24 protein-coding genes and 1 pseudogene are annotated in these 26,276 nt (G+C 69.3%); 16 read left to right on the plus strand and 9 right to left on the minus strand.

Going from position 1 to position 26,276, the window contains the following annotated elements:
- The 4 genes and pseudogenes from ACRWNM_RS28245 to ACRWNM_RS28260 all read left to right on the plus strand — a co-directional run.
- A pseudogene (locus ACRWNM_RS28245) lies at positions 1-415 on the plus strand (pyridine nucleotide-disulfide oxidoreductase); the annotation flags it as partial.
- Between the two features lie 509 nt (positions 416-924).
- On the plus strand, positions 925-1,794 hold the full coding sequence (locus ACRWNM_RS28250; RefSeq protein ID WP_431971145.1) for an amidohydrolase family protein: 870 nt from the start codon (positions 925-927) through the stop codon (positions 1,792-1,794).
- A gap of 280 nt (positions 1,795-2,074) precedes the next feature.
- Positions 2,075-3,367: a glycosyltransferase 87 family protein gene (locus ACRWNM_RS28255; protein WP_431971146.1), complete on the plus strand. Its 1,293-nt coding sequence runs from the start codon at positions 2,075-2,077 to the stop codon at positions 3,365-3,367.
- A 73-nt stretch (positions 3,368-3,440) separates the two neighbouring features.
- A complete protein-coding gene (locus ACRWNM_RS28260) occupies positions 3,441-4,079 on the plus strand; it encodes a class I SAM-dependent methyltransferase (protein ID WP_431971147.1) in 639 nt (212 codons plus the stop codon).
- Between the two features lie 161 nt (positions 4,080-4,240).
- Here the strand turns inward: ACRWNM_RS28260 and fgd are convergent, their stop codons facing one another.
- On the minus strand, positions 4,241-5,251 hold the full coding sequence (gene fgd / locus ACRWNM_RS28265) for a glucose-6-phosphate dehydrogenase (coenzyme-F420) (RefSeq protein WP_431971148.1): 1,011 nt from the start codon (positions 5,249-5,251) through the stop codon (positions 4,241-4,243).
- A gap of 294 nt (positions 5,252-5,545) precedes the next feature.
- On the opposite strand from fgd, the gene ACRWNM_RS28270 reads away from it, so the two are divergent.
- On the plus strand, positions 5,546-6,301 hold the full coding sequence (locus ACRWNM_RS28270; RefSeq protein WP_431971313.1) for an HAD-IIA family hydrolase: 756 nt from the start codon (positions 5,546-5,548) through the stop codon (positions 6,299-6,301).
- A 149-nt stretch (positions 6,302-6,450) separates the two neighbouring features.
- Here the strand turns inward: ACRWNM_RS28270 and ACRWNM_RS28275 are convergent, their stop codons facing one another.
- From ACRWNM_RS28275 to ACRWNM_RS28285, 3 genes are all read right to left on the minus strand, one after another.
- On the minus strand, positions 6,451-6,906 hold the full coding sequence (locus ACRWNM_RS28275; protein ID WP_431971149.1) for a MarR family winged helix-turn-helix transcriptional regulator: 456 nt from the start codon (positions 6,904-6,906) through the stop codon (positions 6,451-6,453).
- Entirely contained in the window at positions 6,903-7,532 is a 630-nt protein-coding gene (locus ACRWNM_RS28280) for a type 1 glutamine amidotransferase family protein (protein WP_431971314.1), read from the minus strand. Before ACRWNM_RS28280 ends, ACRWNM_RS28275 begins: the two co-directional genes overlap by 4 nt.
- A gap of 88 nt (positions 7,533-7,620) precedes the next feature.
- A complete protein-coding gene (locus ACRWNM_RS28285; protein ID WP_431971150.1) occupies positions 7,621-8,070 on the minus strand; it encodes an RpiB/LacA/LacB family sugar-phosphate isomerase in 450 nt (149 codons plus the stop codon).
- 685 nt (positions 8,071-8,755) lie between these two features.
- On the opposite strand from ACRWNM_RS28285, the gene ACRWNM_RS28290 reads away from it, so the two are divergent.
- Together ACRWNM_RS28290 and ACRWNM_RS28295 are read left to right on the plus strand one after the other, a co-directional pair.
- Complete coding sequence (locus ACRWNM_RS28290; protein ID WP_431971151.1) at positions 8,756-9,871, plus strand: hypothetical protein; 1,116 nt, start codon at positions 8,756-8,758, stop codon at positions 9,869-9,871.
- Complete coding sequence (locus ACRWNM_RS28295; RefSeq protein ID WP_431971152.1) at positions 9,844-10,101, plus strand: hypothetical protein; 258 nt, start codon at positions 9,844-9,846, stop codon at positions 10,099-10,101. Before ACRWNM_RS28290 ends, ACRWNM_RS28295 begins: the two co-directional genes overlap by 28 nt.
- Before the next feature lie 57 nt (positions 10,102-10,158).
- Here ACRWNM_RS28295 and ACRWNM_RS28300 read toward each other — a convergent pair whose 3' ends face one another.
- Positions 10,159-10,665, minus strand: a complete 507-nt coding sequence (locus tag ACRWNM_RS28300; protein WP_431971153.1) for a nitroreductase/quinone reductase family protein — start codon at positions 10,663-10,665, stop codon at positions 10,159-10,161.
- 99 nt (positions 10,666-10,764) lie between these two features.
- Between ACRWNM_RS28300 and pta the strand changes: the two genes are divergently transcribed.
- Complete coding sequence (pta, locus tag ACRWNM_RS28305; protein WP_431971154.1) at positions 10,765-12,837, plus strand: phosphate acetyltransferase; 2,073 nt, start codon at positions 10,765-10,767, stop codon at positions 12,835-12,837.
- Positions 12,838-12,963: 126 nt separating this feature from the next.
- Positions 12,964-14,172 (plus strand): acetate/propionate family kinase, encoded by a 1,209-nt coding sequence (locus ACRWNM_RS28310; RefSeq protein ID WP_431971315.1) that lies wholly within the window; start codon positions 12,964-12,966, stop codon positions 14,170-14,172.
- A gap of 239 nt (positions 14,173-14,411) precedes the next feature.
- Here ACRWNM_RS28310 and ACRWNM_RS28315 read toward each other — a convergent pair whose 3' ends face one another.
- The 3 genes from ACRWNM_RS28315 to ACRWNM_RS28325 are packed head-to-tail and all read right to left on the minus strand — an operon-like array spanning position 14,412 to position 19,369.
- Positions 14,412-16,979 carry a serine/threonine-protein kinase PknG gene (locus ACRWNM_RS28315; RefSeq protein ID WP_431971155.1) on the minus strand — a complete coding sequence of 856 codons (2,568 nt, stop codon included), beginning with the start codon at positions 16,977-16,979 and terminating at the stop codon, positions 14,412-14,414.
- Positions 16,980-16,985: 6 nt separating this feature from the next.
- The gene (locus ACRWNM_RS28320) at positions 16,986-17,966 is read right to left on the minus strand and encodes a glutamate ABC transporter substrate-binding protein (RefSeq protein WP_431971316.1); all 981 of its coding nucleotides are present in this window, start codon (positions 17,964-17,966) and stop codon (positions 16,986-16,988) included.
- A gap of 26 nt (positions 17,967-17,992) precedes the next feature.
- Positions 17,993-19,369 carry a hypothetical protein gene (locus ACRWNM_RS28325; protein ID WP_431971156.1) on the minus strand — a complete coding sequence of 459 codons (1,377 nt, stop codon included), beginning with the start codon at positions 19,367-19,369 and terminating at the stop codon, positions 17,993-17,995.
- Between the two features lie 142 nt (positions 19,370-19,511).
- Here ACRWNM_RS28325 and ACRWNM_RS28330 point away from each other — a divergent pair, with 142 nt between their 5' ends.
- Positions 19,512-20,195, plus strand: a complete 684-nt coding sequence (locus ACRWNM_RS28330) for an NUDIX hydrolase (protein ID WP_431971157.1) — start codon at positions 19,512-19,514, stop codon at positions 20,193-20,195.
- Here ACRWNM_RS28330 and thiE read toward each other — a convergent pair whose 3' ends face one another.
- Complete coding sequence (gene thiE, locus ACRWNM_RS28335; protein WP_431971158.1) at positions 20,196-20,900, minus strand: thiamine phosphate synthase; 705 nt, start codon at positions 20,898-20,900, stop codon at positions 20,196-20,198.
- A gap of 121 nt (positions 20,901-21,021) precedes the next feature.
- Here thiE and thiO point away from each other — a divergent pair, with 121 nt between their 5' ends.
- The 6 genes from thiO to ACRWNM_RS28365 all read left to right on the plus strand — a co-directional run bounded on the left by thiO (position 21,022) and on the right by ACRWNM_RS28365 (position 26,217).
- Positions 21,022-22,119 (plus strand): glycine oxidase ThiO, encoded by a 1,098-nt coding sequence (thiO, locus tag ACRWNM_RS28340; RefSeq protein ID WP_431971159.1) that lies wholly within the window; start codon positions 21,022-21,024, stop codon positions 22,117-22,119.
- Positions 22,116-22,334, plus strand: a complete 219-nt coding sequence (thiS, locus tag ACRWNM_RS28345) for a sulfur carrier protein ThiS (protein WP_431971160.1) — start codon at positions 22,116-22,118, stop codon at positions 22,332-22,334. Before thiO ends, thiS begins: the two co-directional genes overlap by 4 nt.
- Before the next feature lie 33 nt (positions 22,335-22,367).
- The gene (locus tag ACRWNM_RS28350; protein ID WP_431971161.1) at positions 22,368-23,129 is read left to right on the plus strand and encodes a thiazole synthase; all 762 of its coding nucleotides are present in this window, start codon (positions 22,368-22,370) and stop codon (positions 23,127-23,129) included.
- Between the two features lie 118 nt (positions 23,130-23,247).
- On the plus strand, positions 23,248-24,264 hold the full coding sequence (locus ACRWNM_RS28355) for an ABC transporter ATP-binding protein (protein WP_431971162.1): 1,017 nt from the start codon (positions 23,248-23,250) through the stop codon (positions 24,262-24,264).
- Entirely contained in the window at positions 24,264-25,064 is an 801-nt protein-coding gene (locus ACRWNM_RS28360) for an ABC transporter permease (RefSeq protein ID WP_431971163.1), read from the plus strand. Before ACRWNM_RS28355 ends, ACRWNM_RS28360 begins: the two co-directional genes overlap by 1 nt.
- Positions 25,065-25,371: 307 nt before the next feature.
- Positions 25,372-26,217: an adenylate/guanylate cyclase domain-containing protein gene (locus ACRWNM_RS28365; protein ID WP_431971317.1), complete on the plus strand. Its 846-nt coding sequence runs from the start codon at positions 25,372-25,374 to the stop codon at positions 26,215-26,217.
- The last annotated feature ends 59 nt before the right edge of the window (positions 26,218-26,276 follow it).

Consider the following 26,276-nt stretch of genomic DNA (forward strand, 5'->3'; position numbering starts at 1 on the left):
GCAGAACATCAACCAGCTGCCGTTCGACGATCAGGCGGGCACCGTGCCCAACGAGGCGGGCCGCGTGATCGCCGACGAGAACGCCGACGGCCCGGCGCGCTACCTGCCCGCCACTTACGTCACCGGCTGGATCAAGCGCGGCCCGGTCGGCCTGATCGGCCACACCAAGGGCGACGCCAACGAGACCATCGCCTGCCTGCTCGACGACGCCCCCGGCTTCGCTCCGGCGGAGAACCCGGACCCGCAGGCCGTCCTCGAGTTCCTCGAGGGCAAGGGCATCCCGTTCACCACCTGGGCGGGTTGGTACCGCCTCGACGCCCACGAGCGCGCACTGGGCGAGCCCGAGGGCCGCGAGCGCGTCAAGGTCGTCGAGCGCGAGGACATGCTCCGCGCCAGCGAGCCGCACAAGGTGTGAGCAGGTGTACCTGCTCATGGTGTGGTTCTCCACATGAGCACCTGCCAACGGATAAGACCAGGTTGCTTGTGTGCCCTCTACGCACATGAGCACCTGCGGCACATGGGCACCTGCCGCACATGAGCACCTGCGGCACATGGGCACCTGCGGCACATGAGCACCTGCGGCACATGGGCACCTGCGGCACATGAGCACCTGCGGCACATGAGCACCTGCGGCACATGGGCACCTGCCGGGCGGCACATGGGCACCTGCCGGGCGGCACATGGGCACCTGCGGCACATGGGCACCTGCCGGGCGGCACATGGGCACCTGCCGCACATGAGCACCTGCCGGGGCAGGTGCTCATGTGCGTAGACGGCGCACGAGCAGCCCCTGTCTTTCCGTTGCAGGTACTCATCCGGAGAACCTCCCTGTGGAAAGGTTCACCTGTCGAACCTCCCTGTGGAAAGGTTCACCTGTCGAACCTCCCCGTGGAAAGGTTCACCTGTCCCTGGCATTCTGTACAAGTGTTCGATGCCCATGTCCACATCATCGATCCGCGGTTTCCGCTGATCGAGAACGAGGGCTACCTGCCCGACCCGTACACCATCGCCGACTATCGAAAGCGCATGTCCCGCTTCGACATCGGCGGCGGGGCCGTGGTCAGCGCGTCGTTCCAGGGGACCGATCAGGCCTATCTGAAAGCGGCGCTGGCCGAGCTCGGCGAGGGATGGGTCGGGGTGACCAGACTCGACCTGGATGCCTCCGACGAGGAGATCCTCGAACTCGATCGCGTCGGCGTGCGGGCGCTGCGCTTCAACCTCAAGCGCGCCGCCGCCGACATCACCCAGATGACATTGCAGGCGCTGCGCGCCCACGAGCTCGCCGGCTGGCACGTCGAGCTGTACATGGACGGCCAGATGCTGGCGTCGCTGCAGCCGGTGATCTCCAAGCTGCCCGCCCTCTCGGTCGACCACCTCGGGATGTCCGACGAGGGCCTGCCGTACCTGCTCGACCTCGTCGACCGTGGCGCCCGCGTGAAGGCGACCGGTTTCGGGCGGGTCGAGATGAATGTCGCCAACACGCTGCGCCGCATCCACGCCGTGAACCCGCAGGCGCTGATGTTCGGCACCGACCTGCCCGGCACCAGGGCCGGACGGCCGTTCCGTGACGCGGACGTCGATCTGATCTGCGACGTGGTCGGCGTCGACATGTATGCGGTCCTGGAGGACAACGCCCGCGCCTTCTACCGCCTCCCGGCCAGGGAGCGTCCGACGTACGACCCAGCTCCGACGCTGCCACTGCACCGCACGGAGCAGCCGACCCTCCCGCTGCGCCGCGACGAACTGCCGAGAATCCAACCGGCGGATACGATTCCGTTTCCCGTGATCGAATGAGCTTGTGCTGCGGCTGATCGGCGCGGTTCGGAGTCCGAATCCGCTGCCGCGCAGGTGATGTCCGCCGACGCGGCCGCCACCGTCCGGACGGCGGCGGTTATGGTCGAAGTTGATGAGGCTCGGTAACGAACGTCGCTGCGAAGGCTCCGTAGACACGGAGGACCGTCACGACGCAGGCATCGATCAGTTGCATCGCCACGGCTCGAACAAGGCTGTGCACAGGCGTTTTCCCTCGTCGCGAGCGGCGCGAAGACCGGGCGCCGTGCGCGAATCGGCCTGTGTGAATAGACAGGTCGCGCCGTCCGCCCGGCTCGTCGCCTCGCCGACCAACGCGACGCTGCTCCTTCTGCTCGGCTGCGCGATCGTCGCGGTGACATTGATCTTCACCACCGTCGATCCCTGGCTCGACAAGGCGGGCATCCTGGTCGGCGGGCTCGACGTGCACGTCTATCGGGACGGCGCCTGGCGCGTCCTGCACGATCAGCCCCTCTACACCGAGCCGACTCTCCGCGGGCTGCTCTACACCTACACCCCGTTCTCGGCGATCGTCTTCCTGCCGACCAATCTCATACCCTGGCAATTCCTCAGCCCGCTCTGGCTGACGCTCAACCTCGCCGTGCTGTTCAGTTGCATCATGCTGAGCTGGCGGCTGCTCGGCTACCGGTTCACCGGGCGGCTGGCGGCGGGCAGCGCCCTGCTCACGCTCACCTGCACCTTCATCGAACCGGTTCGCACCACGCTGTTCTACGGTCAGATCAATCTCGTCCTCATGCTGCTGGTGCTCTGGGATTTCTCGCGCGCGGATCGCAGCAGACTCCGCGGCATCGGCGTCGGCGTCGCGGCGGGCATCAAACTCGTGCCGCTCTATTTCGTCGTCCAATTGCTCGCGTCGCGGCAGTGGCGCGCGGCGGGCACGGCAGCGCTGACCTTCCTCGCCTCCGTCGTGCTGACCTGGTTCGTGCTGCCCGCCGATTCCAGCAGGTACTGGACGACGACCTTCTTCCAGTCCGAGCGCATCGCCCCGGACACTCACCCCGCCAACCAATCCCTGCGTGGCGTCCTCGCCCACCTGACGCACGGCCCCGCGCCGCTGTGGCTGTGGCTGCTCTTGGCGTTGCCCGTGCTGGCCGCGGGCATCGTCGCCGCCACGGCCCTGCATCGGCACGGGGAGCGGCTCCTTTCGGTCACCCTCGCCGGACTGACCGCTTGTGCGGTCTCGCCGTTCTCGTGGGGGCACCACTGGGTGTGGTTCGTACCGCTGCTCGTCTACCTGGTGCACCGGGCGCAGGTGAACCCGCGCTGGTGGATTGCCGCCGCTGTGCTGTACCTGTCGATCGGCGGCTGGACCTACCACTGGAGCGAAACCTGGGTGAGCGTCGGCGTTTTCCTGCTGCCGCCGTCCTGGCCCGTCGCGCCGCTGCTGATGAACGCGTACGTCATCGCGTATCTGGTGACGCTCGGCGCGGTCGCGTTCATGGTCCGCCGCCTGGCCCGGTCCGCGGCGCAGAGCGATCGAGATGAACCAACGAGACCGGGCGGCAAGAACTTCGACTGCTCGTCCGCCGACCGGTGAACGACAGCACCGATTCGCGCCGGGTCGCGCGTCGGCGTTCCGTTCCGCGCCGGTGGTCGCGATGATGGTCGGCATGCGGATCGCAGATCGTTTGTGGGACTCGGTCGCCTCGCAGTTGGGGCGGCCGGACGGGGTAGCAGGACGCGTGGTCGGCCGAATTCTCAACCGCGGCAACTACGCCACCGTGGCCGCCGCCGTCGCGGCCACGGAAGCGGGTGCGGGCGCGACGGTGGCCGATATCGGCTTCGGCGGCGGCATCGGCCTCCACGAGTTGCTGGCCACGGTCGGCGAGACGGGCGCTGTGCACGGCGTGGAGATCGCACCGACCATGCTCGATGAGGCGAGCAAGCGGTACCGCGCCGAAATCGCCGCGGGCAGGCTCGTGCTCCACACCGCGGCCATGCACGAAATGCCCTTGGCCACGGCATCACTGGACGCGGCGATCAGCACCAACACCGTCTATTTCATCGACGACTTAGCCCCGGCGTTCGCCGAGCTCGCGCGGGTGCTGCGGCCCTCGGGCCGGGTGGTGCTCGGCATCGGCGATCCCGCCGACATGGCCCGAATGCCGTTCACCGAGAACCGCTTTCGGTTGCGCCCTATCGCCGAGATCGCCGAACGACTGGAAGCCGCTGGTTTGGCGGTCCAGGAAGACCGACGTATCCGCAACGGCCGCATGGAATTCCACCTGTTGGTCTGCGAAAAACACTAGATCTCGCCCGGATCGGCACGACGTCGCTGCTGGAGTTCGTCGCGGCGAATCCGCATCGCGAACTGGGCTCCGTCGCGCCTACGCCATGCCGGGAAGCCAGAGTCTTCACGCGCTTCGCAGAGGCCGCAGCCCCTGCGAAGCGTGTAGAAGTTCTGTGAGGCTCAGCCGAGCTTGCGAAGGCGGGGGGCCAGGTCGCGCTGGAAGAGGTCGAGGAAGCGGCGCTGGTCGTGGCCGGGGGCGTGGAAGACCAGGTGGTTGAGGCCCGCGTCGAGGTAGGGCTGGATCTGGGCGACCGCCTCGTCGGGGTCGCTGGCGACGATCCAGCGCTTGGCGATCTGCTCGATGGGCAAGGCGTCGGCGGCGGCTTCCATCTCGATCGGGTCGGTGATGCTGTGCTTCTGCTCGGCGGTCAGCGACAGCGGCGCCCAGAAGCGCGTGTTCTCCTGCGCCAGTTCGGGATCGGTGTCGTAGGAGATCTTGATCTCGATCATCCTGTCGATGTCGTCGACGCTGCGGTCCGCCTTGGCGGCGCCCTCGGCGACGGCGGGCATCAGCTTCTCGGTGTAGAGGTCCATGCCCTTGCCGGAGGTGCAGATGAAGCCGTCACCCGCGCGGCCCGCGTAACGCGCGACCAGCGGGCCGCCCGCGGCGATGTAGATCGGGATGCCGCCCTCGGGCACGTCGTAGATGGACGCGCCGACCGTCCGGTAGTACTGGCCGTCGAAATCGACGCGATCGCCGGTCCACAGCGCGCGCATCAGGTCAACCGATTCGCGCAACCGGCCGAAACGTTCCTTGAATTCCGGCCATTCGCCGGTGTAGCCGGTGGCGATCTCGTTGAGCGCCTCGCCGGTGCCGACGCCGAGCATGACGCGGTTCGGGTATAGGCAGCCCATGGTGGCGAAGGCCTGCGCGATCACCGCGGGGTTGTACCGGAAGGTCGGCGTGAGGACCGAGGTGCCGAGCTGGATGCGCTTGGTGCGCTCGCCGACCGCGGCCATCCAGGCCAGCGAGAACGGTGCGTGCCCGCCCTTGTGCCGCCAGGGCTGGAAGTGGTCGCTCACCGTGGCGCTGTCCAGGCCGTGCTCCTCCGCGAGCACCGCGATCTCCACCAGTTCACGCGGTCCGAACTGTTCCGCCGACGCCTTGTATCCGAGCCTCAACTCACCCATGTGCGCCACTCCTGTCGCTTCGCTGTGCGGGTGCGGCCTTCCGCATCCCGTCGGTCGTTCGGACGAGCCGATCGGTGCCGCATCCCGTGGGCCGAGCGAGATCGCTCCGCCGCATCGGACGGACGGGCACGCGCGATCGGGTTCTCGCACGGCCTGCTTCGACCATAGTCAGGGCGGAGTCGGAGTGTGTGACCGGCCGCATCTGTGCCCGGTCCGATGCGCTCACGTGCCTCGATAACCGACAATTGTCTGGTGACCGCAGATGATGAGCCGATCCTGTCCTACCTGACCGATATGGACGGGGTGCTGGTGAGCGAGGAGCACCTGGTGCCGGGCGCCGACGAGTTCCTCGCCGAACTGCGCGCCAAGGAAACGCCGTTCCTCGTGCTCACCAACAACTCGATCCGTACACCGCGCGATCTGCAAGCGCGGCTGCGTCAGACGGGGCTCGACATCCCCGAGGAGGCCATCTGGACCTCCGCACTGGCCACCGCCACCTTCCTCAACGATCAGCGCCCCAACGGAACCGCTTACGTGGTGGGCGAATCCGGGCTCACCACCGCGTTGCACGAGATCGGGTACGTGCTCACCGACAGCGACCCCGACTATGTCGTGCTCGGCGAGACCCGCACCTACTCCTTCGAAGCCATCACCACCGCCATCCGGCTGGTGGAACGCGGCGCCCGTTTCATCGCCACCAATCCGGACGCCACCGGCCCGTCGCGCGAGGGCGTCCTGCCCGCCACCGGCTCGGTCGCCGCGTTGATCACTCGCGCGACCGGGCGCGAACCGTACTACGTCGGCAAGCCCAACCCGCTCATGATGCGTTCGGCGCTGCGGCGCATCGGCGCGCACTCGCAGTCCACCGTGATGATCGGCGACCGCATGGACACCGACGTGATCTCCGGACTGGAGGCGGGCATGCGCACCATTTTGGTGACCACCGGCATTTCGACCCGCGCGTCCGTCGAGCACTACCCGTACCGGCCGACGCGGGTCATCGACTCGGTCGCGGATCTGGTCGGGCGCACCGACAAGCCGTTCGATTGAGCCGATTTTCGCGTGCGCTCACCGCTGATCCGCGTTCGGTGAGCGCGGTGTCCGCCGCTGGCAGGCGCGCCAGTGATTCGGTGGTGCATGCGAGCTCCTGCGCGCCGAGTTCGGCGGCGGGCCGGTCGGCGGCGAGAGTCCGGCGACCGCTAGTCTTCGCGCTCGGTGATTGCGTCGACCGCCGCGGACAGCCGGGTCAGCGCCTCGACGACGCGGGCGAAGTCGTCCGCGCCGAGTTCGGCGGCGAGCCGGTCGGCGATCACCGCGTGCCGGGGATTGATGCGCCGGACGGCCGCATGGCCTTCGTCGGTGACGGCCACCAGCTTCGCGCGGCGGTGCGCTGGATTCGAGCGGTATTCGGCGAGTCCTTTGTCCACCAGCAGGTCCGCGATGCGCTGCACGCTCTGCCGGGTGATGCCCATGGCGCGCGCGATGCCCGCCACCGGCAGCGGCTCGCGAAGCACCGCGCCGAGCACCTGCCACCACGCCGCGGTCAGCCCGGCGGGCTTGGCCAGTTCCTCGGCGATGGCGAGGAACTGGCCGTTGAGCCGGAACGAGGTGATCGCGGCGATGCTGAACAGCTCCTGCTCCGGTGTCTCGGTCATGCCTGCGACGCCGCCCTGTCATAGGCGTCGAGCACCGCGTACGCCGCAGGATCGCTGTGCGCGAAGAGCCGGTACCAGGCGTCGAGGATGTGCGGTTCGTAGACGCCCAGCAGTCCGAGTACCTCGCGAGCGAACTCGAACGGCGCGGTCGCCGAGGCCGTGACGACATTGCCGTCGGTCACCGCGGGCTGCTCGACGTAGCGGTCCGCGCCCGCGTAACCGCTGTAGGCCAGGAACTCGGCCACGTTGCTGGTGTGCGCCTTGTCGTCCAGCAGGCCCTCGTTCGCGAGTCCGAAGGTCGCGCCGCAGATGGCCGCGACCGGTACGCCCACGTCGAGGAATTCGCGCGCCATGCGAGCGAAAGGTGTGAGTTCGCCGGTCATCCAGGTGTCGGCGCCCGGCAGGATCAGCATCGCGCTCTCGGCGGGGGACAGCTCGGCCAGCGTCAGATCGGGCGTGATCCGCATGCCGCCCTTGGTGGTGATCGGGTCGCGGGTGAGCCCGACGGTCTTGACCTCGAAGGTGCCGGGCGCGACCTGCCAGGCCGGATTGTTGATGTGCGCGGTGGCGGCTCCCACCTCCCAGTCGGCGAGGGTGTCGTAGATCGCGGTGTGCACTGTCTTCATCGGCATGACAGTATCCTGTCATATTTGACAGGATACTGTCAATAGATCGGGTATGCGATGGGAGTCGTGCGTGGTCCGTGAGCCGAGCTCAGTGCCCCCGCTCGATCTTGGTCAGGTGCGCGATATTGGCCCGGTCGGCCGCGTCCGTGCTGGGCTCGCCCGCGAACCAGGCGTCGAGAATCTCGGTGAGCTCGGCCGCCGAGGTCGAACGCAGGCTCAGCGCAAGCACATTCGCGTCGTTCCACTTGCGCGCACCCGCGGCGGTCGTCGCGTCACCACACAGCGCGGCACGGACGCCCGCCACCTTGTTGGCCGCGATGGACGCGCCGGTCCCGGTCCAGCAGCAGACGATCGCCTGGTCGGCGCGGCCCTCGGCGACATCGCGCGCCGCGGCCTCGCTGGCCCACGCCCAGTCGTCCCGCTCGCTCTCCGACAGCGCGCCGTGCGTGAGCACCCCGTCGAACCCGCGCCTCCCCAGCTCGTCGACCAGTTCCTTTGCCACGCCAACGCGCTCGTCCGCCGCCACCGAGATTCGCATGTCACCACGATAGGGCGCGACGTGGCTTCGGGGAGCGGGTAACGGATCGTCGTCCTCTTACTGGTGTCGAAGTGTTGGCGAGGACCGGCCAAGGCTGCCTCGATAGGTAACGAATTGATAACCTACGCGCTGAGGTGTGCACGCTGTTGTCGCCTGGACACCTGCTTTGAACTGGGTTTGGACGCCTGGGCAACCGCGGAAGCTCTGTAACAGTTTCATAACGACGCACCTTCGGCTCCGGCTATCCGAAGGTCGATGGACCGCACCTGATCGCAGCAGGCAGCGGCCGGAATCGAAGATCACCGCCCACAGCCGACACCCTCGGGGCAGGTTCCCTTCTGGGAGTTGTACGCGGCGGTCATCCTGGCGGTCCCCGTCGGCTTTCTGGTCGACTGGCCGACTGCAGTTCAGGTGCTGCTGACCATCTTCGCCGGCCTCATGGCCACCCGGATTCCCCGGCAGTAACAGGCGAAGAAACGCTGACACCGCTGCCCCGGGACATCCGCCCGGGGCAGCATGGCGCGAGCCTCCCGGCTCTGCTCTGCGTTCGTGGCCGGTGGGCGGCGGCGCAGGCTCTCGAGGCGGCGCCGCGTACGCCGACGGCGAAACCACTACGCGCTGAAGCCGATTCGCATCGATAATGAGCCGCGACTACCGATGCTCGAGAGGCCGGAGGGTGAACCGGATGGACGATGTACTGCTGACCCCGCCAGACCTCGACGAGGTGCAGCTCCTCGCGCGCGGTGTGGTCACGGCCGCGCAGGGGGAGGACGGTCTGACACCGTTGCAGCAGTTGCTGATTCCCGCGCTGTTCCTGTCAATGACCGGTCACCCGGTCGAGTTGGCGACAGTAGAGCCCATCACCGCACCGGAATTCGCGGTCCGATTGGCTCGGCGCAACCGGATCTTCCGTGCACGGATCGTGCAGACCATGCTGCTGTCTGCGCTGGTGGTGCGGCCGCTGCCGCCGGTGGTCGCGACCCGGTTGCGGGAGTTCGCCGACGCATTGGACGTCGACGACGACATGATCGCGGTGGCGCACAAGTACGCCGAAGGCGCCATCGATCTCGCCGCGGTCGATTTCGCACGCAACGGATACCTCGGCGGCCTCGACCCGCGCAGGCTCACCGCGCTGCACACCGAGAGCCTGGACAGTTCCTGGGGTCAGGTCGGCGACGATCCGGCGCTGGCCGCACGCTGGGCGTCGCTGCGTGATCTGCCGGTAGGGACCCTCGGCCGCGGCGTCGCGGACTTCTACCGCGATCGCGGCTTCGTCACCCCGGGTCTGCCCGGTTCGGCGCCGCCACTGCTGGCCCAGCACGATTGGGTGCATGTGCTCGCCGGATACGGCACCACCTTGGAAAACGAGATCGAGGTCTTCGCTTTCATGGCGCGCGCCAACGACGACCCGCGCGCTTTCAGCCTGCTCGCCATGGTGGTCTCCCTCTTCGAAACCGGCTACCTCCACGCCGGCGCCGGCCTGTTCGAGGCCAACGAGGGCCACCTGCGGACCGCGGGCATGGCCACCCGCCTCGCCGACGCCATGCGCCGCGGCGCCCTCACCAAGGGCAGCCACGATTTCCTCGACCTGGACTGGTTCACCCTCGCGGACCGCCCGATCACCGTGGTGCGCAACGAGATCGACCTGACGCCCAAGTCGTCTGCCGCGGTCGCCGCCGGATCGGTCGGCCCGTGGGACGGCGGCGGCATCACTCCGTTCCAGCTACATTCCGCCGAGCAGGCAGCGGAAGCCGATGGCCGACCCTATGTCCCATGGCAACCCGACCCCTCGCGCGATTGATCGGTGGCCGATCGAAATCCCGGCACCGCAAACCCGAGGACTTGCGCCGGTACTTCAAACCCTCACCGGTGGTCATGCGCGATCTCACCGCGTCGTCGGACCCGGTCCACGCCGGGCAGCTCGCACCGGATCGCCCGTGGGCGGTGGACCGAGTGGGCGGTGTGCGCTCCGGTTCCGAGCCGACCGCCTGCCGGACCGAGCAGCTCACGGCCAATAGTGCGATGGGCTGATCCGGCGAGACAGGTCGACTCCGGCAGGGACGAGCGGGACCTCGCCGCCCGACCGACTCAGGCGCGAGTCAGCGCGAAGATGCGCAGATCGCGGGTGGTCCGGTCGCGGTAGGCGGCGTACGCGCCGGTCACTTCCACGAACCGCTGGAAGATCGGCTCCTTGGCCTCGCCCTCGACCGAGGTCGCGGTGACGCGGATGCGTTCGCCCGCGATGGCGACCGTCGCGTTCGGGTCGGCGAGCAGGTTGGTGGTCCAGGCCGGGTGGTGCGCTTGGCCGAAGTTGCTGCCGATGACGTACAGGGTGTCGCCGTCGTGCACGTACAGCAGCGGCTGGGTGCGCGGCTGACCCGATTTGCGACCCGTGGTGGTCAGCAGGATGACCGGCGCGCCGATCGGTCCCAGAATCGTGTACTTGGCGTCGGTGCGCTCCAGCACCCGGCGGTCCAGCGGGGTGATCTTGCGAATCACCCAGGACCCCGGTTCGGTCGCCGCGAAACGGTTCGCCACGCGGGACAGGATGCTGGTGCGCGAACCCCACTGCCGGTCCGGGAACTGCGTCGTCATACGCCGGAATATAGGCGAGGTCGCGGCCGAACGTGATTTCCCGAATATTTGCCATCGGTTGGCCGGGCCTCGGCGTGGCGGCTCACTAAGCTCGGGATCATGGTCGAATCCGCTCCGTCCACCGTCTACATCGCCTCGCCGGAGGGCGACACCGGCAAGTCGACGGTCGCGCTCGGCGTGCTGCAGATGCTGTGCGCCACCACCGCGAGGGTCGGGGTGTTCCGTCCGATCACCCGCTCGACCACCGAGCCCGACTACATCCTGGAGCTGCTGCTCGAGCACAGCACCGCCGACATCGACTACGCCCAGGCCGTCGGCGTCACCTACGAACAGGTGCACAGCGATCCGGACGCCGCCATCAGCGAGATCGTGATGCGTTTCCACGACGTGGCCAAGGTCTGCGACGCGGTGGTGGTGATCGGCAGCGACTACACCGACGTGGCCAGCCCGAGCGAGCTGCGTTTCAACGCGAGGATCGCGGTGAATCTCGGCGCGCCGGTGCTGCTCGTGGTGCGCGGTTCCGATCGCACTCCGGCCGAGGTCAGGCAGCTGGTCGAGCTGTGCGCGAGCGAGCTGCACCAGGAGCACGCGGCGCTGGTGGCGATCGTCGCGAACCGTTGTGATCCGGACGATCTGAACGAAATCTGTTCCGTCCTGAGTGATTTCGATGTTCCGTCCTGGTCGCTGCCGGAGGTGCCGTTGCTGATCGCGCCGACCATGGCCGAGCTGTGCGAGGCGGTCGACGGCGAAATGTACAGCGGCGACCATGAATTGCTGCAGCGCGAGGCGCTGAAGGTCATGGTCGGCGGCATGACCGCCGAGCACATCCTCGAACGCCTCGTCGACGGCGTCGTGGTGATCGCGCCGGGCGACCGCTCCGACGTGCTGCTGAGCGTCGTGAACGCCCATGAGGCCGAAGGCTTTCCGTCGCTGTCCGGCATCATCATGAACGGCGGCATGCTGCCGCATCCCGCGGTCGCGCGCCTGATGGCGGGCCTGAAACAGAAGCTGCCGATCCTCACCACGAGCTTGGGCACCTACGACACGGCCAGCGCCGCGTACCGCACCAGGGGCCGGATGTCGGCGGGCAACCCGCGCAAGGTGAACACCGCGCTCGCCCTGATGGAACAGCACGTGGACGCGCCGGAGTTGTTGCGGCGCGTCAGCGTTCCGCGCAGCTCCGTGGTCACCCCGCAGATGTTCGAGTACCAGCTGATCGAGCAGGCCAGGGCCGATCGCAAGCGGATCGTGCTGCCCGAGGGCGACGACGACCGCATCCTGCGCGCGGCGGGGCGCGTGTTGCAGCGCAAGATCGCCGATCTGGTCGTCCTGGGCGACGAGTCCGCCATCCGGGCCCGCGCCGCCGAACTCGGCGTCGACATCTCCGAGGCCGAGGTGCTCGACCCGCGCACCTCCGGCTACCTGGACGAGTTCGCCGCCGAGTACACCGAACTGCGCAAGCACAAGGGCATGACGCTGGAGCGGGCCCGCGAAACCGTCTCCGACATCTCCTATTTCGGCACCATGATGGTCCACAAGGGCATCGCCGACGGCATGGTCTCCGGTGCGGCGCACACCACGGCGCACACCATCCGGCCCTCCTTCGAGATCATCAAGACGGTGCCGGGCGTCTCCACCGTCTCCAGTGTGTTCCTCATGTGTCTGGCCGATCGGGTGCTCGCCTACGGCGACTGCGCTGTCGTCCCCGACCCGAGCTCCGAACAGCTGGCCGATATCGCGATCTCCTCCGCGCAGACGGCCGCGCGGTTCGGCATCGACCCGAAGATCGCCATGCTGTCCTACTCCACGGGCGAATCCGGCAGCGGAGCCGACGTGGACAAAGTGCGGGTGGCGACCAAGCTGGTCCGCGAGCGCGCCCCGGAACTGTTGGTGGAGGGCCCGATTCAGTACGACGCGGCGATCGAGCCGACGGTAGCCGATACGAAGCTGCCCGACTCCGAGGTGGCCGGGCGAGCCACGGTGTTCGTGTTCCCGGATCTCAACACTGGCAACAACACCTACAAGGCGGTGCAGCGCAGCGCGGGCGCCATCGCGATCGGCCCGGTGCTGCAGGGCCTGCGCAAGCCGGTCAACGATCTCTCGCGCGGCGCGCTGGTCGCCGACATCGTCAATACCGTGGCGATCACCGCCATCCAGGCGCAAGGGCAGTGAGGCTGCGTACTCGCGTGGAGACTGGGCACTCGCCCACCAGGAACAAACGTGCGGTGAGCAGGGTTGCCGCGGGTAGGGGCCGCGCGCCGGGACGGTGCGAGGTCGCAAGGAGACGCAGGAGGCATGATGAGCAACGCGGCCGATGACCTTGTGCTGGTGATCAATTCCGGCTCGTCGTCCATCAAGTACCAGCTGCTCGACCCGGAGACGGGCGCCGTGGCGGCCTCCGGTCTGGTGGAACGGATCGGGGAGCGGGAGGGCGCCGTCGAGCATCGCGCAGGGGGCCGCACTATCGAGCGCACCGAGGCGATCGCCGATCACAAGGCCGGGTTGCAGGTGGTGTTCGACCTGTTCGCGGAAACCGGTTACGACCTGAGCGGCGCGGGCGTGCGGGCCGTCGGGCACCGGGTGGTGCACGGCGGGGAAGTGTTCTACGAGCCGACGCTGATCACCGACGCGGTGGTCGAGGAGATCTCGAAGCTGTCCGCCCTCGCCCCGCTGCACAATCCGGCCAATGTCACCGGAATCGAGAGCACCAGGGAGCTGCTGCCCGGTGTGCCGCAGGTCGCGGTGTTCGATACCGCGTTCTTCCACGGTCTGCCCGAGGCGGCCAGGACATACGCGATCGATGCGAAAGTCGCCGCCGCGCACGGCATCCGCAGGTACGGCTTTCACGGCACCTCGCACGAATACGTGTCGGGCCAGGTCGCCCAGGTGCTCGATCGCGACCCGGAAACCTTGCGCCAGATCGTGTTCCACCTCGGCAACGGTGCGTCCGCGTCGGCGATCCGCGGCGGCAAGCCGATCGACACCAGCATGGGTCTGACGCCGCTGGAGGGGCTGGTGATGGGTACCCGGGGCGGCGACATCGACCCTGGCATCATCGGTCACCTGGTGCGCTCGGCGCACTTCGACATCGATCGGATCGAGGAACTTCTCAACCGCAACTCCGGCATCAAGGGCCTGTCCGGTGTCAACGACTTCCGTGAACTGCAACGGTTGATCGACGCGGGCGACGCCGCGGCCCGGCTGGCCTACGACGTCTACATCCACCGGCTGCGCCGCTACCTCGGCGCGTATCTGATCGAGTTGGGCGGCGTCGACGCCATCACGTTCACCGCGGGAGTCGGCGAGAACAGCCCCCAGGTCCGCGCCGACGCGCTGGCCGGTCTGTCCGGTTTCGGCATCGAGGTCGACCCGGCGCGCAACACCGCCGCCAACCGCTCCGCCCGGCTCATCTCCCCGCCGGACGCCCCGGTCGCGGTCCTGGTGGTCCCGACCAACGAGGAACTCGCCATAGCCCGCGCCGCCAGGCAGGTGGTTTCGGAGCGGTAGGACAACAGCTCTAGAAAACCTCACGGATTCCTCATGGTCGCCCCGCCAGCATGGACAGCGGATCGGGGTCCAGGTATCCGAGGAGCCCCGCGAGCCGTAGGGAGCGATGCCCTCGCCTCCCACAGCCGCTCCGGCTGCCCCCGGACCGGCGCGCCCCGCGGGACCTCCCGGCCGCCGACTGCTCCCGCGCCCGGATCCGGCCCGGCCGCTGTTCCGCCGCAGCGGCCGGGTTTCTCGGGTCAGAACCAGGTTTGGGCGCGGATGCTGTTGGCGAGATCCACCAGGGCATAGCGATGTTTGCGCCCGGGCGCGTGGCGAGCGAGGGCGCGCAGCCCCGATTCGGTGCCGTCGCGCAGATCCCGTTCGGTGAACGTCGCGCCGAACAGCTCGGCATCGGGGCGTTTCGGGGTGTTGCCCGCTTGCAGCCAGGTCAGTGCGGCGCCGAGGACCAGCACGCGCATCTGGAGCGCGCGGCTCTCACCGGCGGGCAGCGTCTGCACGCGCGAGGCCGCCACGTGCAGCGTCGACTCGTCGAGCTCGGCCACCGGGGACGCCGTGAGCTGCAAGAGCACTGCGGTCATCCGCGCCGCGGCGTAACACCGTGAGAAGCTGGGGACCTCGTCGAGCGCGTCCACCGCGGCCTCGACCCCTCCCGCCGCCGCGAGCTGCCTGGCCAGCCCGAATGCCGCGCTCACCACCGCCTGGTCGGTGCGCCAGACGGTGCCGTAGAACTTCTCCGCGTAGGCCCGCCACTGCTCCGGGTCCTCCGAATCCCAGTGCTGCAGAATCAGTTCCGCAGTCGCGGCGAGGGCGAGCTTGGGTGCGATCTCGCCGGGCAGCACGTGCAGCACCGCCTCGAAGGCCGCGAACGCCCGCTCGTAGTTCTGCTCTCGCAGCTCGGCGAGCCCGGTGTACCAGTCGATCCGCCAGTCGTGCGCCGGTATTCGGGACAGCAGGTACAGCACCGCGGCCGACTCGTGCATGTCGAGCCGCAGCCTCGCCTCGGCGAGGGAGAGTTCCAGATCCAAAGTCTCCGGGGCGTTCTCGGGGTCGGCGGCGGCGCGTTCGCGAGCCTCGTGCAGCGCCTCGAGCGCCTGCCGTGGCTCCGTGTGCACGGCGACGGCGAGCAGGGGAGCGGACGGGTCGGCGGCGTCCATCAGCGGAATCGGCAGCGCCGCCGCGATGTCCGCGGAGCGCAGCAGGCTGCTGCGGCCGATGCCGTCGGCGTAGGCGTCGGTCTGGCTGATCAGTTCCTCGGTGCCGAAGCTGGAGCGCTGTGGACTGAACACTGTGGACAACTGTGGATGCTCGGCGCCGGTGTCCAGCGCGAGGATCTCCCGCAAGACGCCCGACAGCTGGGCGGCCATCGCGCGGGCCGAGCCGAACCGGCGCGCAGGGTCCGGATCGGTCGCGGTGAGCAGCAGGCGGTGGAAGAACTCGTAGCGTTCCAGCACGGGTTGTTGTGCCGGATCGGGAATGCCGTCCAGGTAGCGGCCGTGCTCCATCGGCAGGTTCAGGGTGAGCACGGCGAGCGTCCGCCCGACGGTGCAGATGTCGGAGGCCACCGTCGGACCGGTCCTGGCGATCTCCGGGGCCTGGAATCCCTTGGTGCCGTATAGGTTTCCGTATGCCTCGATGGTGGTGACCGCGCCGAGGTCGATCAGTTTGACCTGGTCCTCGGTGATCATGATGTTGTCGGGCTTGAGATCGTTGTAGGCCAAGCCGATCGAATGCAGGTAATCCAGCGCGGGCAGGATCTCCAGCACGTAGGCGATCGCCTCGGCGACCGGCATCCGCGTCGGCCGCTCGTAGCTGTCGAGCACCGCGCGCAGTGAACGCCCGCCGACGTACTCCATCACGATATAGCCGATCGGGGAGCCGTCCTGGCCCGGGTGCTCGACGAAGTTGTGGATCTTGACGATGCTGGGATGGGCGACCTCGGCGAGGAATTGACGCTCGGCCACCGCGACCGCCTGCGCTTCGGCGTCGCCCGCGTGCAGCAAGCCCTTCAGCACCACCCATCGGTCGCTGACGTTGCGGTCGATCGCGAGGTAGATCCAGCCGAGTCCGCCGTGCGCCAGGCAGCCCTGGACCTCGTACTGGCCGGAGACCATATCGCCGGGGTGCAGCGAAGGACGGAAATCGTAAGGCGCGTCGCAGGTCTCGCAGGCGCCTGCCGTCGTCGCCGGGCGCACCGCGGTCGCTCGGCCGACGGGATTGCCGCAGCGCCAGCAGAAGCGCCTGCCCTCGGAGACCACCGGATTCGTGAGCACCGCCGCCATCGGGTCCGTGGGCGGGACCGTCGGGATCGACACCAAGCCGCCGCCGAGCCTGCGCACCGAGGGCCGGGACCGCGCGGTGCGCACGCTGCGGCCCGAAGTGCGCGATGCCCCAGCGGAATCCGGCTCGGAGCGGGGGGTCTCGTCGCTGACTTCGGCGGCCATCGTGCCCGGCGGTTCGGCGAACGCCATGGTGCCGGTCGGTTCGACGGTTCGGTCCTGAGGTCGCGCCGCGGCGGTCGCGGCTGCGCGTGCCGCGGTATCCCCGGACGCCGTCCGGTGGTCCCGTACCGGCCCGGTGGGCCCGTCGTCGTCGGTGTGCGAGGACGAGGGACTCAGCTGGGTGGCCGGTCCTTCGTCCTCGGAATGCGCTGTGCCGCTGGCTGTTCGGCCACGGCCCGGCACGGGCGTGTCGGACGAGCGGATCGTCGGCGGCGCTTCGGCGTTCTCGGGTTCCGAGCCAGAAGGCCCGGAACCCATCGGCTGGTCGTCGTCCGGTCGCGGGAAGGGGAGGTATCGCGTGGTCATCGCTCCTCAGTCCTGATACGTGGGAGCGGGTGGAGTGGGCGTCGGGTCGAGTGTGGCGAGCCACCGCTCGTGGATCCGCACCCAAGTGCCGTCGGTGCGCAACCGCTCCAGGGTGCCGTTGACGAAACGCACCAGATCGTCGGCTTCCTTGGCGATGCCGATGCCGTACGGTTCGACGCTGAGGCTGCCGCCGACCACCTCGGTATACGGGTCCTGGGCGGCCAGGCCGACCAGGATCGCGTCGTCGGTGCTCACCGCGTCGACTTGCCGTTGTTGCAGCACTACGAGGCAGTCGGCCCAGGTCGGCACGGTCAGCAGGCTGGCGGCGGGCTGTTCGCGCCGGATGCGGTCCAGCGAGGTGGTGCCGAGCACCACGCACACTCGCTTGCCCGCCAGATCGGTGATGCCGGTGATGCCGGAGTTCTTCATGGCCAGCACCCGATGGTCGGCGCGCAGGTAGACGGTGGAGAACGCGACCTTCGTGCGCCGTTCGCAGGTGATGGTCATGGTCTTGGCGACCACGTCCACGGTGTGGTCCTGCAGGGCGCGCTCCCGGTCGGCCGAGCCGAGGATGCGGTATTCGATCAGATCCGGGTTGCCGAGTAGGTCGCGTGCGATCTCGCGGGCGATGTCGACGTCGAAGCCGACGAGGGTGCCGCTGACCGGATCGCGGAAGCTGAACAGGTTGCTTCCGGCGTCGAGGCCGACCAGCAACCGGCCGCGGGCCCGGATGGCGTCGATGGTCGGGCCGCTCGCGGCCGGGCCGGAACCCGTGGGCCGCAGGCTGGCGGTGGGGTCGCCGCACTGCGGCTCGGCGGTGTGCGGCAGCGGCGTATCGGTCTCTACTGGAATGGCTTTCGCGGGCAGCGGCGGCTCGGTGTAAGAGCCGGATTTGGTGGTGCCCACGGTGTCGGTGGACGACGCGCAGCCGCCGAGGAAGGCGGTGGCGGCGAGTGCGGCGGCCAGCAGGCCGCGCGCCGTACGCATCGGGGCCGTCGTGGTCGATGATGCGCTCATCGATACTCCCGTAGTCGAGGCCACAGGCCGATGCCGACATAGGCGGCGGCGACGATGCCGAGCACCATGGCGCCGGTGGCGAGGAGGTCGAGCACGCGAATCGCCCGGGAGATCTCCCAGCGCAAGGTGTTTCGCGTCTCGGTGATGCCGCTGTCGAGCGAGCTGTCGAGCGCGTCGACGTGCGCGGTGGACTGGGCGGCGCCAGGACCGGTGGCCACCGCCGCCGCGCCGTGGTAATCGCCGTGCGCGAGCGCGTCGTTCATCCGCTGATGCGAAGTACGCCAACGCTCCAGTGCGGCACGGGCATTCGCGACCTCGTCGGCGGCGGGCGCGGAACCCGGGTAGCCGGCGAGCAGCTCGTCGAGACGGGCGACGTCGGCGTCGAAGGTGCGGTCGTAGTCGCCGGTCACTTCCCGGCGCACCAGCTTCAGCGTCTCCGCGGCCCTGGCCTGCTGGACAAGGATGCGACCTTCGATCAGCCGGGAGGCGGGCACGGCCGCGTCGTCGCGGCCGCTGATCATCGCGGCGGCCGACAGCGATCCGGCGATCACGGTCCACGCCAAGAGGATCAGCATCGCACCGGAGGCCAGTAGCAGACCGACATTGAAGGTGCGGCGCCACCGCCTCGCCAGTTGCGTCTGTGCCCATACCAGCACGACCAGCGTGAGAATCAGCAATCCGATAGCCGTCCACGGCGGGCGGACATGGGCGCGCTGGGCGGCGTCCACCGCGTCCGAACGGTGCTCCTGGAGTTCCTCGGCCATCGGCAGCAGGCTGGTCTGCATCTGGTTCGACGCTTCGCTCAGATACGCCGCGCCGACGGGGTAACCGCTGCGGTTGTTGGTGCGAGCGGTTTCGACCAAGCCGGAGTAGATCGGCAGGCCGGTCGCGATGCCGGTCCGCAGGCGCACGTCGGCGCCGGTGTCGGCGTACCCCGCGGTATGCCCGGACTGGATGACCAGCTCGGCCGCCGCCTCGCCGACCGCCTGGGAATATCTGTCGCGCACCGCCTCCGGCTCCACACCGCCCGCGATGAAGGCGGTGCTCGCGGCGGCGTCGGCGATGGACAGCGACGTGTAGAGGCGGTGCGCGGAGTGCGCGTCAGGCTCGGTGTCGTCGAGCAGAATGTGCAGTGCCTCTTGGCGATCGCCCACCGTCGACGCGGTCACCGCGCCCGCGGTCAGGCACAGGCCGATGAGCAGCAATCCGAGGGCTATCAGCCGACCCGGCGACGAGTGCGCGAAGGATCGCAGATTGGCGGGATCGAGGTGCTCGCGGACGGCCGCGGCGGACACGCCGCCGAGGTGTTTGCGCGGGTGCTCGGCGGCGACCGACGGCGGCCGCGGGGCCGCAAGCTGCTCGGTCCGAGCCATTGTCCACCTCCGGGTCCGCGCCCCACCTGTGCGCCTGCGTCGCAGTTTATTGTGGTCCTACCGGTGCCGTGGCGTGTGAAACACCCCCTGATGGGGTGCTCGGGATGCGCACACGACCGCGGCTGGATGAGGATGGTTAGCGATGCGCGGTGACGGCGACGGGTGGTCGCGAGGTCCGGACGGACTGAAGCACTGGGGCAAGTTCGGTGCTGCCGGATTGTTGCTACGCGCGCCGCTCGCGGCGGGCGGCTCGGCGGTGCTGCTCCAGCATCGCGCCCCGTGGAGTCATCAGGGCGGGACCTGGGCGCTGCCCGGCGGTGCGCGCGACAGCCACGAGACGCCGGTGCACGCGGCGGTGCGCGAGGCTTGGGAGGAGGCGGGCATCCATCCCGCGGACGTCCACGTGCGCGCGGAACGCGTAACGGCGTCCGCGCTGAGCGGCTGGACCTACACCACGGTGATCGCCGACGCGGTGATGACTTTGCCGACCAGCGCCAATCGGGAGAGCACCGAGCTGGCCTGGGTGCCGGAGGAAGAGGTCGAGGCGCGGCCGCTGCACCCCGGTTTCGCCGTCGCCTGGCCCGCGCTGCGCGCCGTCCCGGCCCGGGCCTGTCTCACCGAACTCGACGATTCGCAGGCCGTCGCCGCGGCCCTTCCGCGCACCGTCGACCTCGCCGACCAGGGATTCATCTGGCTGCACTCGGATCCGGAAGGACCGGGCGGCGTCGCACGAATCGTCGACGCGCCCGTCGAGGAACCGGTTGCCGAGGAGCTGCCGCCCCCGGTCACGGCGCTTTCGCTGACCAGGGGACAGGTGCTGTCCTGACTACGGCCTCGCGTTGGCCAGCAGCGCGGACTTGAGTTCGCGGGCGGCGGCCTCCGGGTCGCGGGCCTCGGTGATGGCGCGGACCACCACGATCCGCTCGGCGCCCGCCTCCAGTAGCTCGGGCAGTCGCCGCTGATCGATCCCGCCGATGGCGAACCAGGGCCGGGTCGGATGCGCGTCGGCGGTCGAGCGAATCAGATCGATGCCCGCGGCCTGGCGGCCCGGCTTGGTCGGGGTCGACCACACCGGGCCGGTGCAGAAGTAATCGATGTGCTCGTCGATGGCGGCGAGCCCGGCCTGGGCGCGGTTGTGCGTCGAGCGGCCGATCACCACGTCCGGCCCGAGGATGCGGCGCGCGTACCAGGGCGGCAGGTCGCCCTGGCCCAGGTGCAGCACGTCGGCGCCCGCGGCGAGCGCGATGTCGGCGCGGTCGTTCACCGCGAGCAGCGCGCCGTGCCTGCGGGCGGCGGCCTTGAGCTCGGCGAGCGCGCCGAGTTCGGCCTTGGCCTCCATCGGCCCGAATTCGGCCTCGCCCGGCGACCCTTTGTCTCTGAGCTGGATGATGTCGACCCCGCCCGCGAGCGCGGCTTCGGCGAACTTGGCCAGATCGCCCTTCTCGCGCCGGGCGTCGGTGCACAGATAGAGCCGCGCGGTAGCCAGGCGCTCCCGTGGCGGCAGCGTTCGGTTCGGGAGGGAGGGTTGCACGCCTTCGACGGTAGCCGCGCTACCGTGGGGATGCGAACAGAAGGCGGGACGAGCACGGCGGCCGCGGCGCGCTGAGACGGTGCGCGAGTACCCCCCCGCACGGATGAGGTAGGTGGACAGCATGCGGACTCTCGCCGTCGTCGGTGGCGGCGCCATCGGGCTGTCGGCGGCGTGGCGGGCCGCCGAGGCGGGATGGCAGGTCACGCTGTTCGATCCCGCCGTCGGATCGGGCGCCTCGTGGGTGGCCGGCGGGATGCTGGCTCCGCTCTCGGAAGGCTGGCCCGGCGAGGATCGCGTACTCGAATTCGGCGCCGCCGCGCTGGCCCGCTGGCCGGAGTTCGCGGCCAGGCTGGAATCCGTCTCGGGCGCACAGGTCTTCGTCGCCGACGAGACCCTGACCGTCGCGCTGGACGGCGCGGACGCCGCCGACCTGCGCACCGTCGCGGACTGGGTGGGTGGACACGGTCACGAGCTGCGCGTGCTGGATCGCGCGGGCGTGCGCGCACTGGAACCGGCGCTCGCGCGCACCGTGCGCGCCGGTTTGCTGGCCTCCGCCGAACCCGCCATCGACAACCGGCGTCTGCTCGACGGCCTGCGGCACGCCGTGGCCGCGGCGGGCGTCGAGCTGCGCGCCGAGGAGATCACCGACCTCGACGCGCTCGCCCACGACCAGATCGTGCTCGCCGCGGGCGCGGCCTCGGCGCGGCTGTGGCCGGGACTGCCGGTGCGGCCCGTCAAGGGGGAGATCCTGCGGCTGCGGCACCGGCCGGGCGCCGCGCCCGCGCCGCGACGGGTGATCCGCGCCAGGGTGCACGGCAGACCGGTGTATCTGGTGCCACGCCGGGACGGAATCGTCGTCGGCGCAACGCAATACGAGGCCGGCTTCGACACGGCGGTGACCGTGGCCGGTGTCCGCGACCTGATCGCCGACGCCGAGGCCGTGCTGCCCGGCATCGGCGAATACGAACTGGCCGAGGCCGCGGCGGGTTCGCGGCCGGGCAGCCCCGACAACCTGCCGCTGATCGGCAGGCTCGCCGACCGGGTGATCGCCGCCACCGGGCACGGCCGCAACGGCATGCTCACCGTCCCGCTGACCGTCGACGCGGTGCTCGCCCTGCTCGACGGCACGGTGCTTGCCGAGGCGCAAGCCGCTGACCCGCAACGCTTTTCGACGACGCCGGGAGCGCCGTCCCTATCCACCGCAGGAGGAGTTCGATGACCGCGACATCCGTTCCCATCGGCGTCACAGTGAACGGGCAGGATCACGAATTCGCCGAACCGCTCACCGTCCGTGAGCTTTTGGCCCGCTTGGAGCTGCCCTGTCAGGGGGTGGCGCTGGCCGTCGACGGTGCGGTGTTCCCGAAGTCGCGCTGGGACGAGCAGGTCGGTCGCGGTTGGAACATCGAGGTGCTCACGGCGGTCCAAGGTGGTTGAGCCGGCGCCGTTCGACAGTGCTACGGAGGCAATGTGAGTACGCAGACCCCGCTACGGATCGCCGACCGCGAATTCGGGTCCCGGCTGATCATGGGCACCGGCGGCGCGGAGAGCCTCACCGTGCTGGAGGAGGCGCTGGTCGCCTCCGGCACCGAGCTCACCACGGTCGCCATGCGCAGGGTGGACGCCGCGGGCGGCACCGGCGTGCTCGACCTGCTGAAGCGTCTCGACATCATGCCGCTGCCCAATACCGCGGGTTGCCGCACCGCCGCCGAGGCCGTGCTCACCGCGCAGCTGGCCGCCGAGGCGCTCGACACCAACTGGGTGAAGCTCGAGGTGATCGCCGACGAACGCACCCTGCTGCCCGATCCGATCGAATTGCTCAGCGCCGCCGAACAATTGGTTGACGCAGGCTTCGTCGTGCTGCCCTACACCTCCGACGACCCGGTGCTCGCGCGGCGCCTGGAGGACGCGGGATGTGCCGCGGTCATGCCGCTCGGCGCCCCGATCGGCACCGGGCTCGGTATCGGCAACCCGCACAACATCGAGATGATCGTGGCCGCCGCCGGCGTCCCGGTGATCCTGGACGCGGGCATCGGCACCGCGAGCGACGCCGCCCTCGCCATGGAGCTCGGCTGCTCCGCGGTGCTGCTCGCGACCGCAGTCACTCGCGCCAAGCGCCCCGAACTGATGGCCGCGGCAATGGCCGACGCCGTCCGCGCGGGCCATCTCGCGAGGCAGGCGGGCCGCATCCCCAAGCGCTTCTGGGCCCAGGCGTCCTCCCCGGAGCTCTGAACCGGGGTACTCAGGGGCAACGAACCAGGGGCCTCAGGGGCAACTCATCCGCAAGGATGACTGAATCGACAACTTTGTAGTGACGCGCGACGCGCGGTTTTGCGGAATGCTGGACACCATGATCGAACTGAGGGGCCTGACCAAACATTACGGCCAGACCGCCGCGGTTCAGGATCTGTCCTTCACCGTGCGACCCGGCCAGGTGACGGGCTTCCTGGGACCGAACGGCGCCGGTAAGTCCACCACGATGCGGATGATCCTTGGCCTGGACACGCCGACCGCGGGTACCGCGCTAATCAAGGGCAAGCAGTACCACGAGCTGGGCCATCCGCTGCGCACCGTCGGCGCGCTGCTGGACGCCAAGTGGGTACATCCGAACCGTTCGGCGCGCTCGCACCTGCAATGGCTCGCCGCGTCCAACGGCATCGCCAAGTCGCGGGTGGACGAGGTGCTGCGGCTCGTGGGCCTCTCCGAGGTCGCGGGCAAGAACGCGGGCGGCTTCTCGCTCGGCATGTCGCAGCGGCTCGGCCTGGCGGGCGCCCTGCTCGGCGATCCCGAGGTGCTGCTGTTCGACGAGCCGGTGAACGGTCTCGACCCGGAGGGCATCCTGTGGATCCGCCGGTTCATGCAGCGATTGGCAGCCGAGGGCCGCACGGTGCTCGTGTCGAGTCACCTGCTCTCGGAGATGGCGCAGACCGCCGAGCACCTGGTGGTGATCGGTCGCGGTCAGCTGATCGCCGACACCACGACGCAAGAATTCATCGAGCGAGCCTCCGAGCAGTCGGTGCGGGTGCGCAGCCCGCAGCTGGACCAGCTGCGCAGCCTGCTCACCTCCAACGGCATGACCGTGCGCGAGGACGGTGCGGGCCAGGACGGACCTGCGCTGCTGGTCGCCGGCGTACCGAGCGACGCGGTCGGCAAGCTCGCGGGCGCGAACGACATCACGCTGTTCGAGCTCTCGCCGCAGCGGGCCTCGCTGGAGGAGGCGTTCATGCGGATGACGGGCGGTTCGGTGCAGTACCACGGTGAGGGTTTCGACCCGGCGGGAGCGACGGGCCCGGAGGCGGCAGCTGGCGTAACCACGAAGGGACCCGCGGACGCCGCGTCCTACACAGCGATGGGAGGTGCGCTCTGATGGGCGTGTTGGCAGCGGAACGGATCAAACTCACCTCGACCAGGTCGCCCTGGTGGTGCGCCGCTCTCACGGTGGTCTTCGCCCTCGGCATCACGGCCCTGTTCAGCCTGCTGCTGAACGTGTCGATGAACGCTTACCGGGAAGACCCGTCGATCACGCCGGATCCGCCGTACGCGGAGAACGTGATGGCGGGCCTCGGCATCACCGGCGTCTCGTTCATCCCCGGCTTCGGCTACATCCTGATCATGATCCTGGCCGCGTTGGCGGTGACCAGCGAATATCGCTTCGGCACCATCAAGGCCACCTTCCTCGCGGTGCCGCACCGTTCCGTGGTGCTGGCCACCAAGGCGAGCATGATCGCGGTCGGCGCCGCGGTGCTGTCGGGGATCCTGACCTTCCTCAGCTTCCTCATACTCGAGGGGCTGACCGACAGCGATGTCGGCAGCAAGCTCAGCCTGACCGACGGCGACCTGAAGGTCTTCTACGCGGTCCCGATCTTCGCCGCGCTGGTCGTCTTCCTCTCGGTGGGCGTCGGCGCCCTGATCCGCCAGTCGGCGGGCGCGCTGTCGCTGCTGATCGTGTGGCCGGTGCTGATCGAGCCGATCATCGGCGCCTTCGGCAAGTACGGCCGCAACATCCAGGTGTTCCTGCCCTTCCAGAACGCCAACCGCTTCCTCGGCCTCGAGGACACCGCGCTGCCGTGGCACTGGGGCGCCTGGCCCGCGTTGCTCTACTTCGCGGCCTTCGTCGCCCTGGTGTTCGGCGCGGCGCTGGTCGTGGTGAACAAGCGCGACGCCTGAGAAAATCGAAGAGCTGCCCGAGTTGCCCTCCCTCGCTACTCGGGCCCGGGGACGCGACCTTGTCGGGAGGTTCGCGACCCCGGTAGCACTGTCCGCCACTGCCCGGCGGGCTGTGCGGGTCACCGGCCCGGTGCGTGAAGCAATCCCCCTTCACCGCCGGGCCGGTGGTTGTTTTTCGGCGATCATTGGTAACCGGCCGACGCTCCTTCGGCTGAGATACGCTCGGGGCGTGAGCGATACACCGTCCGGCGGTCCCAGACCAGGGTCGCGACCGGAGGACGATGGCGGCGCCGAACCCGAGGTCGTGATTCCGTTGTCGCCCGCCGACGAGGCCAACGGCGCCCGTCGTTCGGGGCGGGCTCTTCGCAAGAAGCAGATCGCGGCGTTGATGAACGCGGCCAATCAGCGTCCGGATCTGATCGACGTGCTGCGCAAGGCGCGCGAACAACTTCCGGGTGATCCGTCCTTCGGCGATCCGCTGTCCGTGAGCGGGCCTGGCGGCGCCCGCGCGGTCGCCAGGGCCGCCGACAAACTCGTCGGCGACAATCCGAGCGCGGCCCGCGAGATCGGTTTCGGCGCGTTGCAGGTCTGGCAGGCCATGCTGGAGCGTGTCGGCCGTGGAAAGGGCGGTGAAGAGATCACCGTCATGTTCACCGACCTGGTGGCCTTCTCCAGCTGGTCGCTGACGGCGGGCGACGAGGCGACCCTCGAACTGCTGCGCGAGGTGGCCAAGGCCATCGAACCGCCCATCGCCGACCGTGGCGGCCGGGTGGTGAAGCGGATGGGCGATGGCGTCATGGCGGTGTTCCCCTCCGCCGATCGCGCCGTGCGCGCCGCCGTGCAGGCCAAGCGCAATCTGAGCCAGATCGACCTGCGCGGCTACCGCCCGCGCATGCGGATGGGCCTGCACACCGGCTCGCCGCGCGAGATCGGCGGCGACTGGCTCGGCGTCGACGTCACCATCGCCGCGCGCGTCATGGAGGCGGGCGGCAACGGCAACACCATGCTCTCCGAGGCCACCCTCCAATCACTGGAGCCCGAAACCCTCACCGAACTCGGCTTGACCGTCAAGCCCTACCGACGCAGCTTCTTCGCGGCCCCCCTCAGCGGCGTCCCGGAAGACCTCCGCATCTTCCGGTTGTCGAAGAACTAGCCCAGTCGCCGCGTGTGGCCCGTTCCGGCCGAATTCGCAGGCGGGACGGTCGGTGCGGG

The sequence above is a fragment of the Nocardia sp. bgisy134 genome (genome assembly GCF_965341865.1).
GTDB lineage: Bacteria > Actinomycetota > Actinomycetes > Mycobacteriales > Mycobacteriaceae > Nocardia.